Source organism: Streptomyces sp. NPDC102274 (genome assembly GCF_044766385.1).
Taxonomy (GTDB): Bacteria; Actinomycetota; Actinomycetes; order Streptomycetales; family Streptomycetaceae; genus Streptomyces.
On the sequence record NZ_JBIWLW010000004.1, the window covers coordinates 69,844 to 83,492 of the forward strand.

Consider the following 13,649-nt stretch of genomic DNA (forward strand, 5'->3'; position numbering starts at 1 on the left):
GACGATGAGTGAACCGACCCCGGCCCAGGCCCTGGCCCCGGTATCGGCCCTGACCCAGGCCGCCCCAGCCCCGGCCCCGGTATCGGCCCATGTGCTGATCCTCGGCGGTACGACGGAGTCGCGTCGGCTCGCCGAGCGTCTGCACGGCCATGGCCGCCTCCGTGTCACCAGTTCCCTCGCCGGCCGTGTCGCCCGCCCCGTGCCGCCGCCTGGGGACGTACGGATCGGCGGGTTCGGGGGCGTGGACGGGCTGGCGCGCTGGCTGCGCGAGCACCGCGTGGACGCGCTCATCGACGCCACCCATCCCTTCGCCCGCATCATCAGCCACAACGCGGCACGTGCCGCCGCGCTCACCCATGTTCCCCTCCTCTCCCTGCGCCGCCCCTCCTGGGTGCCGGTCGCCGGTGACGACTGGCACGCGGTCGGCTCCCTGGCGGAGGCCGCCGCGAAGCTGGCCGCGCTGCGGTGCGCGCGGGTCTTCCTCACCACCGGGCGGATGGGGCTCGCCGCCTTCGCGCACCTCGACGAGGTGTGGTTCCTCGTACGGTCCGTGGACGCCCCGGAACCTCCGTGCCCGGCCCGTACGGAAGTACTGCTGGACCGGGGGCCGTTCACCCTTGACGGCGAGCGGGAGATTCTCCGTCGCCATCGCGTCGATGTCGTGGTGACGAAGGACAGCGGCGGCGCCGCCACCGCGCCCAAGCTCACGGCCGCCCGCGAGGCGGGGATACCGGTCGTGGTCGTCCGCCGGCCGGCGGTCCCGGAGGGGGTTTCCTCGGTGGCTACGGTCGAGGGCGCGGTGGAGTGGCTGGCTCAGCTCCCCGGGCTCCCCGGGCTCCCTGGGCTCCCCGGGCTCCCTGGGCTTCCCGCGCTCCCTGGGCTTCCTGTGGCTCCAGAGCCTCCCGGGCTCCCGGGGCTCTCCGGGCTCTCCGGGTAGCGGCGCGGCGTCCAGACCACCGTCTCGTCCCCACCCTCGCCCCGCCGCGCGGTCACCGTCCGCGAGGAGCCGACCAGCAGGATCGTCCGCATGTCGACCTGCGCCGGATCGAGATCGGCCAGCCGCACGATCCGTACGCTCTCCTCCGGCCCGCCCACATCGCGGCCGAGGACGACGGGGGTGTCCGGGGCGCGGTGTTCCAGGAGGAGTTCGCGGGCCTTGCCGACCTGCCAGGTCCGGCTGGCGGAACCGGGGTTGTAGAGGGCGAGCACCAGGTCCGCGCCCGCAGCCGCGTGCAGCCGCTCGGCGATGACCTCCCACGGCTTGAGCCGGTCGGAGAGCGAGAGCACGGCGTAGTCGTGCCCGAGCGGCGCGCCGACCCGGGCCGCGGCGGCGTTGGCGGCGGTCACGCCCGGGAGTACGCGTACGGGCACGCCCAGGTACGGATCGGCGGACGCGGCCTCCAGGACGGCCGTGGCCATCGCGAACACCCCCGGATCGCCGCCGGAGACCACGGCCACGCGCCGGCCACGCCGGGCGAGGTCGAGGGCGAACTCCGCGCGCTCCGACTCCACCTTGTTGTCGGAGCCGTGGCGTCGCTGGCCGGGGCGGACCGGAACTCGGTCCAGATAGGTGGTGTAGCCGACGAGATCCTGGGCGGCGGCGAGTGCGCCGCGCGACTCGGGCGTGAGCCACAGCGGCCCGGCCGGGCCCGTCCCCACGACCACCACGTCACCGGTCGTCTCGCCCGTCGTCCCGCCTGTCGATTCGCCGACCTCGCCGACCGGTTCGTCGGGGTCCCCGGGTACGGAACGCGCGGCGACGCGGCTCGGCAGCACCGCCACCGAGAAGTACGGGACCGATTCCGGGTCCGTGTCGGCCAGCGTCCCGGTGCGTTCGCCGCTCATCGTGGCGCGCTCGACGTACCGCGCGTCGGCCAGTCGGCCCGCCCGCTCGACCGCCCGCCGTACGGTCGGGAACGTACGGCCGAGCTTCATCACCACCGCCGAGTCCGCCGAGGCCAGCCGGGCCGTCAGCTCCTCCTCGGGCAGCGTGCCCGGCAGGATCGTCAGCACCTCCTCGCCCTCGACCAGCGGGGTGCCGAGCCGTGCCGCCGCCGCGCTCACGGACGTCACACCGGGGACGACCTCGGTCGGATAGCGGTCGGCCAGCCGCTTGTGCATATGCATGTACGAGCCGTAGAAGAGCGGATCGCCCTCCGCGAGCACCGCGACCGTCCGGCCGGCCTCCAGATGAGCGGCCAGCCGGGCGGCCGACTCGGCGTAGAACTCGTCCATCGCGCCCTGATAGCCGCCGGGGTGGTCGGTGGTCCCGGTGGTGACCGGGTAGACCAGCGGCTCCTCGATGTGATCGGGACGCAGATGCTCGGCGGCTATGGACCGGGCTATGGACCGGCCGTGGCGGGCGCTGTGATACGCGATCACGTCGGCCTCGGCGATGACCCGTACGGCGCGTACGGTCATGAGGGACGGGTCGCCCGGCCCCAGACCGACTCCGTACAGCCGGCCCACGCCACGTTCACCGGCCGGGGGCTGTACGCCCGCGCCCTGCTCGCCGGTGGTGCTCCGGGCGCTCATTCTTCCTCGCTCGCGATCGCGTTGACGGCCGCGGCGGCGAGGGCGCTGCCGCCGCGCCGTCCCCGTACGACCAGGTGTTCCAGGCCGGAGTGGTGTCCGGCGAGCGCGTCCTTGGACTCGGCCGCGCCGATGAAACCGACCGGCACCCCGATGACCGCCGCCGGGCGCGGGGCGCCCTCCTCGATCATCTCCAGCAGCCGGAAGAGGGCGGTCGGCGCGTTGCCCACGGCCACCACCGCGCCCGCCATCCGGTCCCGCCACAGCTCCAGCGCGGCGGCGCTGCGGGTCGTCCCCAACTCGGCCGCCAGAGCGGGTACCGACGGATCGGAGAGGGTGCAGACGACCTCGTTGTCCGCGGGCAGCCGCCTGCGGGTGACCCCGCTGGCGACCATCGCCACATCGCACAGCACGGGCGCGCCCGCGCGCAGCGCCTCGCGGGCGCGGATCACCACACCGGGGCTGAAGGCGAGGTCGCGGACCAGGTCGACCATGCCGCAGGCGTGGATCATCCGCACCGCGACCTGGGAGACCTCGGCCGGCAGCCCGGTGAGGTCCGCCTCGGCGCGGATCGTGGCGAAGGACTGGCGGTATATCGCGGCGCCGTCCTTCTCGTACTCGAACCCTGTGGGCACTGTGGACACCGTGGTCTTCTCGCTCATCTCGTCAAGGGGGTCGTGCGTGCCGCCGCAACCGCGTCGGCGAGTTCCGGTCCGGGGTCCAGTCCTTGTCCCGGCTCCGGTTCCAGTCCCGGTCCCGGTTCCAGTCCCGGTCCTGGTCCCGGGGTGTTCCGGACATCTCCTTGTACGGAGATGTCGTAGCGGCCTTCGTCCGTAGCGACCACATCCACCCAGTGGCCCCGCGGATGGCCGCAGCGGCGCGCGCACCCCGACCAGTACACGGGCAGTCCGCCCGAGCCGCGGGACACGGCCGCCGCCGCGTCGGACCGTACGTCCGCCAGCGCCTTCGCGCAGCCGGGCCGGCCGGTGCAGGCGCCGACTCCGTACCAGGGGGAGCCGGGGTCGGTGATCAGCCCGGCCGTGCGGAGCCGGTCCAGGACGCCGCCGGCCGCGGCCGGGGCCACTCCCGGCACGATCACGCCGCGCCACGGGGTCACGCGCAGCGGTCCGTTCGCCGCCGTCGCGAGCAGCCGCCACTGCGCCACGCTCAGCCGGCCGAGGCGGGCGTGGACGGAGAGCGCGACGGTCCCGTCGGGCGACCGCACGAGACCCGGAACGGGAGGCTCCCCTTCCGCTCCCCGTGGAGATCCTGCTTCCGCTCCCGGTCGGGATCCCCCTCCCGGTCCCGGCTTCGGCGCCTCCGCCCCGTACTCCGTCGCGATCCCGGCGTCCGTCAGCCCCGCCCGTACCGCCGCCTCCAGCCCCCGGCCGTGCTCGGCGGGCAGCTCCCCTACCCGCCATGCTGCCGAGCCGCTCGCCTCCGCGACCGTGAGGAACGTCTCCGCCGCCAACAGGGCCGCGCGCGGGGCGTCCTCGGGGGCCACGCGCAGGCCCGGCCGGTTTGGTCCGGTATGTACGACGACCGACGCGTCCCCGCGTGCGAGCAACGTCACATCGGCGCCGAGGGCCGCCACATCGCCGCGTCCGTCGTCCAGCGCGAAGAGGAACCGCCCGGAGAGCGCCGCCGCCCGCGCGCTCGCGCACAGCAGTCCGTCCAGCTCGCGCGCCCACAACTGGACGTCGGCGGACGACAGTTCGTCGAGTCCGGCGAGCGGCGACGCGACGATGTTCCGTACCCGCTCGTGGGTCTCCGAGGGCAGCAGTCCGGCCTCGTGCAGCAGTCCGGCCAGTTCGGTGCCGCAGCTCCCGCCCAGCCCCCGCAGCTGCACATTGCCCCGGGAGGTGAGGTCCAGATGTCCGTCGCCCAGTCGCTCCGCCGCGTCCGCCAGCGCCTCCGCCTGACGAGGTGTCAGCATCCCGGCGGGCAGCCGCAGTCGGGCCAGCCGGCCGTCGTCCGCGGCATGCAGCCGCAGCGCGCCGGGGCAGGCGTCGCCACGCTCCCGTACGGCGACCCGCGGGTCGGACCGTACGGCAGCCCGCGGGGGAGCTTCGTCCCGGTTCACGGGTGTTGGCGAGGTGGGCGGCATGGCGGCGAGCATACCCACGTACCCGGGCCCGCTCCCTTCCCGCCGTCCGGCCCGCCGCCCGGCCGTCTTCCGGCCGTCGCCCGGCCGCTCCCGCTCCGTACCGGCCCGTGTTCCGGGCGCCCTCCCCCGCCCGTGACCTCAGCACTTACTATGCAGACGACGGGTCTGCCCAGGCCCGTCAACGCCAGCGACGGCGTCATGGGGAGGAAGCCCGGTGCGAACCCGGCGCGGTCCCGCCACTGTGAGTCCGGCAGCAGCCGGGCGAGCCAGGAACTCCCGCCGTCCTCCACACCTCGCCCGGGGCGCGGACCCCGAGGAAGGCCAGACGCCGCATGCTTCTGCTCCTGTCGACGTCCGACACCGATCTGCTCAGCGCCCGCGCGGCGAACGCGGCGGGCGGGCCCGTCCCGTACCGCTTCGCCAACCCCGCCCGGCTCGCGCTCGACGAACTGCCCGCGCTGCTCGACGGCGCCGATCTCGTGGTCGTACGGCTCCTCGGCGGGCTGCGTGCCTGGCAGGACGGGATCGATCTGCTCCTCGCGGGCGACCGCCCCGTCGTGGTCCTCACCGGTGAACAGGCCCCCGACGCCCAGCTGATGGAGGCGTCGACCGTCCCCATCGGTATCGCGGCCGAGGCGCACGCCTATCTCGCGCACGGCGGTCCGGCCAACCTGGACCAGCTCGCGCGGTTCCTCTCCGACACGGTCCTGCTGACCGGCCACGGCTTCGAGCCGCCCGCCGCCGCGCCCACCTGGGGCCGGGTGCCCCGCCCGGTACGGGCCACCGCGCTGGGCGCGGACCGGCCGACGGTCGCCGTGCTCTACTACCGCGCGCACCACCTGAGCGGGAACACCGCCTTCGTGGACACGCTGTGCGAGGCCGTCGAGGCAGCCGACGCCCGCGCCCTCCCCCTCTACGTCTCCTCGCTGCGCGCGCCCGAGCCCGAGCTGCTGGTGGCCCTGCGCGAGGCCGACGCCATCGTCACGACCGTGCTCGCGGCGGGCGGTACCAAGCCGGCCGAGGCGTCGGCGGGCGGGGACGACGAGGCATGGGACGCGGGGGCGCTCGCCGCGCTCGACGTACCGATCCTCCAGGCCCTCTGCCTCACCGGCAGCCGCGCAGCCTGGGCCGGGAGCGCCGAGGGGCTGTCGCCGCTGGACGCCGCCTCGCAGGTCGCGGTACCGGAGTTCGACGGCCGCCTCATCACCGTCCCGTTCTCCTTCAAGGAGCTGGACCCGGACGGGCTGCCGGTCTACGTCGCCGACCCCGAGCGGGCCGCCCGGGTGGCCGGGATCGCCGTACGTCACGCCAGGCTGCGGTATGTCGCGAACGCCGAGAAGCGTGTCGCGCTGGTGCTCTCCGCGTACCCCACCAAGCACTCCCGTATCGGCAACGCGGTCGGTCTCGACACCCCCGCGAGCGCGGTGTCCCTGCTGCGCCGGCTGGGCGAGGAGGGCTACGACTTCGGTTCCGAGCCCGTCCCCGGTCTGGCCTCCGGCGACGGCGACGAGCTGATCCACGCCCTCATCGAGGCCGGCGGCCATGACCAGGAGTGGCTGACCGAGGAGCAGCTCGCCCGTAACCCGGTCCGTATCCCGGCCGCCGACTACCGGCGGTGGTACGGCCAACTCCCCGCCGATCTGCGCGAGTCGGTGGAGCGGCACTGGGGACCGCCGCCCGGCGAGATGTTCCTGGACCGCAGCCGGGCCGCCTCCGGCGGGGACCCGGACGGCGACATCGTGCTCGCCGCCCTGCGGCGCGGCAATCTGCTGATCCTCATCCAGCCGCCGCGCGGCTTCGGCGAGAACCCCATCGCGATCTACCACGACCCCGATCTGCCGCCCTCGCACCACTACCTGGCGGCCTACCGCTGGATCCAGGCCGCCCGCGAGGACGGCGGCTTCGGCGCCGACACGATGATCCACCTCGGCAAGCACGGCAATCTGGAGTGGCTGCCCGGCAAGAACGCGGGAATGTCGGCGGCCTGCGCCCCTGACGCCGCGCTCGGCGATCTGCCGCTGATCTATCCGTTCCTGGTCAATGACCCGGGCGAGGGCACGCAGGCCAAGCGGCGCGTACACGCCACGCTGGTGGACCATCTCGTACCGCCGATGGCGCGCGCCGAGTCGTACGGCGACATCGCGCGCCTTGAGCAACTGCTCGACGAGTACGCGGCGATCTCGTCCATGGACCCGGCGAAGCTGCCCGCGATCCGCGCCCAGATCTGGACCCTGATCCAGGCGGCGAAGCTCGACCACGACCTGGGGCTCGAAGACCGGCCGGACGACGACGGGTTCGACGACTTCCTGCTCCATGTCGACGGCTGGCTCTGCGAGGTCAAGGACGCGCAGATCCGCGACGGTCTGCATGTGCTCGGCGGCGCGCCGGCCAGCGGGGCGCGCGTCAATCTGGTCCTGGCGATCCTGCGCGCCCGGCAGATCTGGGGCGGTACGGCCTCCCTGCCCGGACTGCGCGAGGCACTCGGGCTCGACGAGTCGGCCGCGACCCGTACGACCGCGGACGAGGCGGAGGAGCGGGCCCGCGCGCTCGTCCAGGCGATGGAGGACGCCGGCTGGGACCCGGCGGCGGTCCGGGGCGTGGCGGACGGCCTCCCCGAGGGGGTCGCGGCGATCCTCGACTTCGCGGCGCGCGAGGTCGTACCGCGGCTCGCGGGCACCGTCGACGAGATCGAGCACGTGGTGCACGCGCTGAGCGGCGGGTTCGTACCGGCGGGCCCTTCCGGGTCCCCGCTGCGCGGCCTCGTCAACGTCCTGCCGACCGGCCGCAACTTCTACTCCGTCGACCCCAAGGCCGTACCGAGCAGGCTCGCCTGGGAGACCGGCCAGGCCCTCGCCGAGTCCCTCCTCACTCGCTACCGCACCGACAACGGCGACTGGCCGACCTCCGTCGGGCTGTCCCTCTGGGGTACGAGCGCGATGCGCACCTCGGGCGACGACATCGCGGAGGCGCTCGCGCTGCTGGGCGTCCGCCCGGTGTGGGACGACGCGTCGCGCCGGGTGACGGGCCTGGAGGCGATCCCTCTCCCCGAACTCGGCCGCCCGCGCGTCGATGTCACCCTGCGCATCAGCGGTTTCTTCCGTGACGCGTTCCCGCACGCGATCGGGCTGCTGGACGACGCGGTACGGCTCGCGGCCTCGCTGGACGAGCCCGCCGACGCCAACTTCATCCGCGCCCACGCCCAGGCGGACCTGGCCGAGCACGGCGACGAACGCCGCGCCACGACCCGTATCTTCGGCTCCCGGCCCGGTACGTACGGCGCGGGCATCCTCCAGCTCATCGACAGCCGCGACTGGCGCACCGACGCGGACCTCGCCGAGGTCTACACGGTGTGGGGCGGCTACGCGTACGGCCGGGAACTCGACGGCCGCCCGGCGCGCGACGAGATGGAGACCGCGTACAAGCGCATCGCCGTGGCCGCCAAGAACACCGACACCCGCGAGCACGACATCGCGGACTCGGACGACTACTTCCAGTACCACGGCGGCATGGTCGCCACGGTCCGCGCGCTCAAGGGCACGGCCCCGGAGGCGTACATCGGCGACTCGACCCGCCCCGAGACGGTCCGTACGCGCACGCTGGTCGAGGAGACGTCACGCGTCTTCCGCGCCCGCGTGGTCAACCCCCGCTGGATCGAGGCGATGCGCCGCCACGGCTACAAGGGCGCCTTCGAGCTGGCGGCGACGGTCGACTACCTCTTCGGGTACGACGCGACGACGGGCGTGGTCGCGGACTGGATGTACGACAAGCTCACGGAGACCTACGTCCTGGACCCCGAGAACCGCGCGTTCCTCCAGGAGGCCAACCCCTGGGCCCTGCACGGTATCGCGGAACGGCTGCTGGAGGCGGAGTCGCGCGGGATGTGGGCGAAGCCGGACCCGGCGGTGCTGGAGGCGCTGCGGGCGGTGTTCCTGGAGACCGAGGGGGAGCTGGAGGGGGAGGAGTAGGTCGGGGGTCGGCTGTCCGCGCCGCTGTGTGGGCCTCCTCGCCGGCCGGCGTCCGGGATGCGGAAACGCCGACGGCGCCGGGGCTCGATCTCAGGGCGGCCCGAAGGCCGCCCCGGCGACCCGCGCGGTGGCGGGGGAAGGGCCGGACGGCATCGCCGAGGCGACGGCTGCCCGGTGCGCGGCTTACGTCGCCCGGTGCTTGTGCAGCCTGGTGCGCGGCTTACGCGGCGCGTCTCGCGAACTGGTGATGGATGCCGGACATCGGCCGCGCCGTCAGCACCGCGGGAACGCAGACCGCCGCGACCACGGCCGCCGGCACCCCGGCCGTCCAGGGCACATCGAAGGCCGGCAGCACCGAGGCCCCCGTCCCCGTCCCGGCCCCCGCCCCGGCGTTCAGGACAGAGACAGGCGGCCGCCGCACCTGATCAGGTGGGGATGGGTTTGGTCTGGGTGCAGTTCTTCCATTCGACCCAGGGCCGGGCGCCGCCGTTCTTGGGGCCGGTGGCGTATTGGGGGTCGCCGGTGATCGTCTGCGTCTTCTCCTCGTGGGTGATGTCGATCCCGAAGATCTTGAAGCCGAAGCTGACCTGTCCGGCGGAGATGCCGAAGCCGATGCCGAGCGAGGCGTTCCACCAGTCGGTGTTGGCCTTGTAGTCGAGCCTGCTGAGCTTTCCCTTGTCGTGCATCAGCCGTTCGAGGGGGCTCGCGTCGGAGTCGGGTACCTCGGCCGCGTCCGAGGGGGAGGGGAGCGGGTTGCTGGCGGGGTCGTCGCCCCTTCCGCGCAGCCAGTCCTCGACGGTGGTGCTGTCGGCGTCGTTGTCGAGGACGAGTTCGGCCGACTCGGTGTGGATCTGCGACTCGGTGGTTCCGCCGCCGCCACCGACATCGATCGTCACGGGTATGGGGGTACCGGGGACGTTGGCGCCTGCCTCGAACTTGCCGCCGACGCCCTCGCCGGCTTCCTGACTGGTGGTGATGACCAGCTTCTCCGGGTGGTGTGTGGCGCCGTCCGCCTCTTCCTGGTCGTAGGCCGCCGCGTCGTAGGTGACCGCGACCTGTTGCATCCTCTCGCCCGTGGCGATCCCCGCGGCGCCGGCCGAACCCTTGACGGTGAAGGTGTAGACGAAGGTGATCTTCCCGGCGTTCGGTCCGCTGTGGGAACGCATGACCACGACGTCCTCGGTCATCGTGCCGTTGAGCACCTCGCCGGATATTTTGCCGAGATCCTTGGGGCCGTTGCCCGTGCCGCCCTTGCCGCCGCTCTTGAACTTTCCGCCGAAGTTCGCGTTGCCGGATGCCTCGACGGAGGTCTTGGTGATGTCGACGTCCGGCGCCAACTCCGGTTCGAGATCAGGCTTCTTCTTGCCCGCGTGATAGCTGCAGATCATCTGCAGTTCGGAGCGGCCGGACCTGTTGTTGCACTCGCTCTGTGCCCTGAGGTAGTCGGTGAACTGCTGGGCGTCCTCCAGGTTGGCCGCCAGATCCGCCTGGGGATCGCCGGTCTTGTTCCCGCTGAAGAGCCACTGTCCGCCGCTGCCGCTGCCCGCCAGGTAGGTGCCGCTCAGCTTGGCGCTGCCGCCCCAGTCCTTCAGACCCGGGATGCCCGCGGAGATGCTCGCCGTGACGCCGCCCCCTGTGTCGGTCACCCGCTCCAGGGTGACGGTGCCGTCGGACCACTGCTGGAGCTTGACCGTCTCCGAGCTGCTGATCTTGATGAAGAGGATCTGGATGACGACGGTGGTCTTGGTCTGGTCCTGGGACAGCAGACACCTCGCGGGCTCGAACGGGTCGCCGTTGGGGACGAACGGATCCCCGCCGTCCCCGCCTCCGCCGTCGCCTCCGTCGCCGTTCCCGCCGCCCGCGTAGTCGCCGGAGGAGCATGCCTCGGCCCCGCTGAGCGGGTGAAGTATTCGGCAGACGGCGCTCTTCAGTCCGGTGGCCTCGTCGGCGGGCACGCTCAGACCGACGATCGCCGCCACGACCAACGAGACAACGCCGACCATCGCGGCGTACTCGGCGCCGCTCTGACCCCGGTCGAGGTGCTCTCTGTCGACCAGCCCCCGGCTTTGCCTATGCCATCTGCGCAGCCTGTCGTTGCCCCTCGTGACCCTCATCAGCTCTCCTGGCCCCACACCGTCCGCGATCCCCCGAGCGAGAGCAGAATAAGGATTGGGCCGGGCCCAAACGCAGGGTCCCCGGGCCCAGTTGAGGGGCCCAGTTTCGGACCGGCGCACCCCCTCCTACCTGCGGAAAGTGGCGCCCGGCGCACGGTTGGATGAACTCTGCGGGGCCGTGCTCCGTCTTCTGTGCCGACGCGGTCCCGAAACCCGCCGAGGCCCGCGCGGGCCATCGCATAACCGTCAACGCCCGCCCGGCCGTTAGGGTCGAGAACATGACCACGGAAAAGCCGTTCCTGTACGTCGTCGTGTGCGCGGCCGGCATCGCGGGCGACGTCGGCAGGCTGATCACCGCCGCGCGGGAACTGCGCTGGGACGTGGGCGTCATCGCCACCCCGCAGGGCCTCGGCTTCATCGATGCCGAAGCGGTGGAGGCACAGACCGGCCATCCGATCCGCTCCGCCTGGCGCAGCCCCGGCGACCCCCGCCCGCTACCGCCCCCGGACGCCATCGCGGTCGCGCCGGCCACCTTCAACACGATCAACAAATGGGCCGCCGGGATCGCCGACACCCTCGCCCTGGGGATTCTGTGCGAGGCGTACGGACTGGGTATCCCGACGGCGGCCCTCCCTTACGTGAACGCGGCCATGGCCTCTCACCCGGCGTACTCCCGGAGCCTGGAGCAGCTGCGGGAGATGGGTGTCCTGATGGGGTCGTACCGGCCCCACCGCCCGAAGGCGGAAGGAGGCGCGGACCGATTCCGCTGGGAGGAGGCGCTGGAACTGCTCGCGCCGGTGATACCGGCCCGGCGCTGATCACCTACACCGCGATCACCTACACCGCGGGGACTCCCATCCTGGGGTCGGTTCAGGGCCGCACCGAACAGCTCAGGGCCACACCAGGCAGTACGGCTGGTGCCCCGCCTCGTGCAGCCGGTGGCTGAAGTCCTGCCATTCGTGCAGCAGTTGGTAGACGTTGTACGCGTCCCTCGGGCCGCCCCTGTCCGGAACCGTCGACCAGATGAAGGCCGCCGCGCCCACGGATTCCTCGCCTATGCCGCGCAGCGGGTCCACCACCGTCATCGGGAGTTTGACCACCGCGTAATCGGGATGCAGCACGACCAGTTCAAGCGGCGGCACTTTGTACAGGGGCATGCCCTGAATGCCCGTGAGGACCATCGCCGCTATCGTCTCGGGCTTGATCTTCGTGAACATGCCGCCCATGCCGAGCTCATCGCCGCCCAGCTCCTCCGGGCGCATGGAAATGGGCACACGCGCAGCCGTGGCGCCGTCGGGCGCGCCGAAGTATTTGTAGGTCACCCCCACCCGGCCACCACTCCTGCTTTCCGGCGTTGCTGGAGGTTGCTCCCGCGCCTCACGTTCGCGCCGTCGATGCTTTCCACGCCGGGCAGGCTCGGGACCGAGGTCGTCGGTTCCCTCGCCCAGTCCGCCACCGCGATGCATATCTCCACCCGACCACTCGCAGCCATGGCCGCGCAACCCGATCATCGTGACAGTGACCTCCCCCACGAACGTCCGGTGAAACACCTGTCCGCAAGAACGTCCGAGCCTCTGACACCATGGATTCCGTGAGCTTCCCCTATGACGCCCCAGTTTCGCAGACGCTTTTCGACCGCGCGGCCCTCGTGACGCCCGGTGGCGTGAACTCTCCCGTCCGTGCCTTCCGCGCGGTGGGCGGTACGCCCCGGTTCATGGTGTCCGGTAATGGTCCATACCTCATCGATGCGGACGGCCGCGAATATGTCGACCTCGTATGTTCTTGGGGGCCGATGATTCTCGGACATTCCCACCCGGAGGTCATCGAAGCGGTCCAGGCCGCCGTCGCCCGCGGTACGTCCTTCGGTACGCCCGGTGAGGGCGAGGTGGCGCTCGCCGAGGAGATCGTGGGCCGGGTCGCCCCCGTCGAGCAGGTACGGCTCGTGTCGTCGGGGACCGAGGCGACCATGTCCGCCATCCGGCTCGCCCGCGGTTTCACCGGGCGGGCCAAGGTCGTGAAGTTCGCCGGCTGCTACCACGGGCATGTCGACGCGCTGCTCGCCGCGGCGGGCTCCGGGGTCGCGACCCTCGGGCTGCCCGACACCCCCGGGGTGACCGGCGCGCAGGCCGGGGACACCATCGTCCTGCCGTACAACGATCTCGACGCCGTGCGCCGGGCGTTCGCCGCGCACCCCGGCGAGATCGCCTGTGTGATCACCGAGGCGTCGCCCGGCAACATGGGCGTCGTACCGCCCCGGGACGGGTTCAACGCGGGGCTCAAGGAGATCTGCGCCGCCGATGGCGCGCTGTACATCTCGGACGAGGTGATGACCGGGTTCCGTACGTCGAGGGCCGGCTGGTACGGCGTCGACGGTGTCGCGCCCGATCTGATGACCTTCGGCAAGGTCATGGGCGGCGGGTTCCCGGCCGCCGCGTTCGGCGGGCGCGCCGATGTCATGGGGCGGCTCGCCCCGGTGGGCCCCGTCTACCAGGCGGGCACGCTCTCCGGGAACCCGGTCGCCACCGCCGCGGGCCTCGCGCAGCTGCGGCTGCTCGACGACGCGGCGTACGCGAGGATCGACGCCGTCTCGCGGCAGATCCAGGGGCTGGTGACAGAGGCGCTCGACAAGGAGGGCGTCGCCCACCGGGTACAGACGGCGAGCAACATGTTCTCCGTCTTCTTCACGGCCGACGAGGTCCACGACTACGAGGGCGCCAAGAAGCAGGAGTCGTTCCGCTTCACCCCCTTCTTCCACTCGCTGCTGGCCGACGGTGTCTATCTGCCGCCGTCCTCCTTCGAGTCCTGGTTCGTCTCCACCGCCCACGACGAGCGCGCGATCGAGCGGATCGCCGCCGCGCTGCCGGCCGCCGCACGCGCCGCCGCCGAAGCGATCGCCCCTGAGCCCACCACCCCCGAGCCCACCACCCCCGA

8 protein-coding genes, 2 pseudogenes and 1 riboswitch are annotated in these 13,649 nt (G+C 72.5%); of the genes and pseudogenes, 5 read left to right on the forward strand and 5 right to left on the reverse strand.

The genetic code is table 11. The features are described 5' to 3' along the window. Positions 1–4 precede the first annotated feature (4 nt). Positions 5–820: pseudogene (locus tag ACIRQP_RS06860) on the forward strand (cobalt-precorrin-6A reductase); the annotation flags it as partial. Here the strand turns inward: ACIRQP_RS06860 and ACIRQP_RS06865 are convergent. The 3 genes from ACIRQP_RS06865 to cobG all read right to left on the reverse strand — a co-directional run bounded on the left by ACIRQP_RS06865 (position 814) and on the right by cobG (position 4,639). Continuing rightward, complete coding sequence (locus ACIRQP_RS06865; protein WP_403885347.1) at positions 814–2,421, reverse strand: precorrin-2 C(20)-methyltransferase; 1,608 nt, start codon at positions 2,419–2,421, stop codon at positions 814–816. The pseudogene ACIRQP_RS06860 and the gene ACIRQP_RS06865 overlap by 7 nt on opposite strands. A 110-nt stretch (positions 2,422–2,531) precedes the next feature. After that, the gene (locus tag ACIRQP_RS06870; protein ID WP_403884580.1) at positions 2,532–3,194 is read right to left on the reverse strand and encodes a precorrin-8X methylmutase; all 663 of its coding nucleotides are present in this window, start codon (positions 3,192–3,194) and stop codon (positions 2,532–2,534) included. After that, positions 3,191–4,639, reverse strand: a complete 1,449-nt coding sequence (gene cobG, locus ACIRQP_RS06875) for a precorrin-3B synthase (protein WP_403884583.1) — start codon at positions 4,637–4,639, stop codon at positions 3,191–3,193. The genes ACIRQP_RS06870 and cobG overlap by 4 nt, the downstream gene beginning before the upstream one ends. A gap of 203 nt (positions 4,640–4,842) precedes the next feature. Then, positions 4,843–4,915, forward strand: a riboswitch (cobalamin riboswitch). Positions 4,916–4,971: 56 nt separating this feature from the next. Between cobG and cobN the strand changes: the two genes are divergently transcribed. Next, positions 4,972–8,604, forward strand: a complete 3,633-nt coding sequence (gene cobN, locus ACIRQP_RS06880; RefSeq protein ID WP_403884586.1) for a cobaltochelatase subunit CobN — start codon at positions 4,972–4,974, stop codon at positions 8,602–8,604. Positions 8,605–8,855: 251 nt separating this feature from the next. After that, positions 8,856–9,029, forward strand: a complete 174-nt coding sequence (locus ACIRQP_RS06885; protein ID WP_403884590.1) for a hypothetical protein — start codon at positions 8,856–8,858, stop codon at positions 9,027–9,029. Here the strand turns inward: ACIRQP_RS06885 and ACIRQP_RS06890 are convergent, their stop codons facing one another. Continuing rightward, positions 9,030–10,718 carry a hypothetical protein gene (locus tag ACIRQP_RS06890; protein ID WP_403884593.1) on the reverse strand — a complete coding sequence of 563 codons (1,689 nt, stop codon included), beginning with the start codon at positions 10,716–10,718 and terminating at the stop codon, positions 9,030–9,032. 278 nt (positions 10,719–10,996) lie between these two features. On the opposite strand from ACIRQP_RS06890, the gene ACIRQP_RS06895 reads away from it, so the two are divergent. Then, complete coding sequence (locus ACIRQP_RS06895; RefSeq protein ID WP_403884596.1) at positions 10,997–11,536, forward strand: flavoprotein; 540 nt, start codon at positions 10,997–10,999, stop codon at positions 11,534–11,536. Between the two features lie 72 nt (positions 11,537–11,608). Here the strand turns inward: ACIRQP_RS06895 and ACIRQP_RS06900 are convergent, their stop codons facing one another. Continuing rightward, positions 11,609–12,184: a hypothetical protein gene (locus ACIRQP_RS06900; protein WP_403885350.1), complete on the reverse strand. Its 576-nt coding sequence runs from the start codon at positions 12,182–12,184 to the stop codon at positions 11,609–11,611. A 116-nt stretch (positions 12,185–12,300) separates the two neighbouring features. Between ACIRQP_RS06900 and hemL the strand changes: the two are divergent. Further along, a pseudogene (hemL, locus tag ACIRQP_RS06905) lies at positions 12,301–13,614 on the forward strand (glutamate-1-semialdehyde 2,1-aminomutase); the annotation flags it as partial. Between the last annotated feature and the right edge of the window lie 35 nt (positions 13,615–13,649).

Bases quoted from the DNA above. Each gene is read 5' to 3' on its own strand.
- ACIRQP_RS06895 (WP_403884596.1), top strand. From the start codon at position 10,997: ATGACCACGGAAAAGCCGTTCCTGTACGTCGTCGTGTGCGCGGCCGGC.
- ACIRQP_RS06890 (WP_403884593.1), bottom strand. From the start codon at position 10,718: ATGAGGGTCACGAGGGGCAACGACAGGCTGCGCAGATGGCATAGGCAA.
- cobG (WP_403884583.1), bottom strand. From the start codon at position 4,639: ATGCCGCCCACCTCGCCAACACCCGTGAACCGGGACGAAGCTCCCCCG.
- ACIRQP_RS06865 (WP_403885347.1), bottom strand. From the start codon at position 2,421: ATGACCGTACGCGCCGTACGGGTCATCGCCGAGGCCGACGTGATCGCG.
- ACIRQP_RS06870 (WP_403884580.1), bottom strand. From the start codon at position 3,194: ATGAGCGAGAAGACCACGGTGTCCACAGTGCCCACAGGGTTCGAGTAC.
- ACIRQP_RS06900 (WP_403885350.1), bottom strand. From the start codon at position 12,184: ATGCATCGCGGTGGCGGACTGGGCGAGGGAACCGACGACCTCGGTCCC.
- ACIRQP_RS06885 (WP_403884590.1), top strand. From the start codon at position 8,856: ATGCCGGACATCGGCCGCGCCGTCAGCACCGCGGGAACGCAGACCGCC.
- cobN (WP_403884586.1), top strand. From the start codon at position 4,972: ATGCTTCTGCTCCTGTCGACGTCCGACACCGATCTGCTCAGCGCCCGC.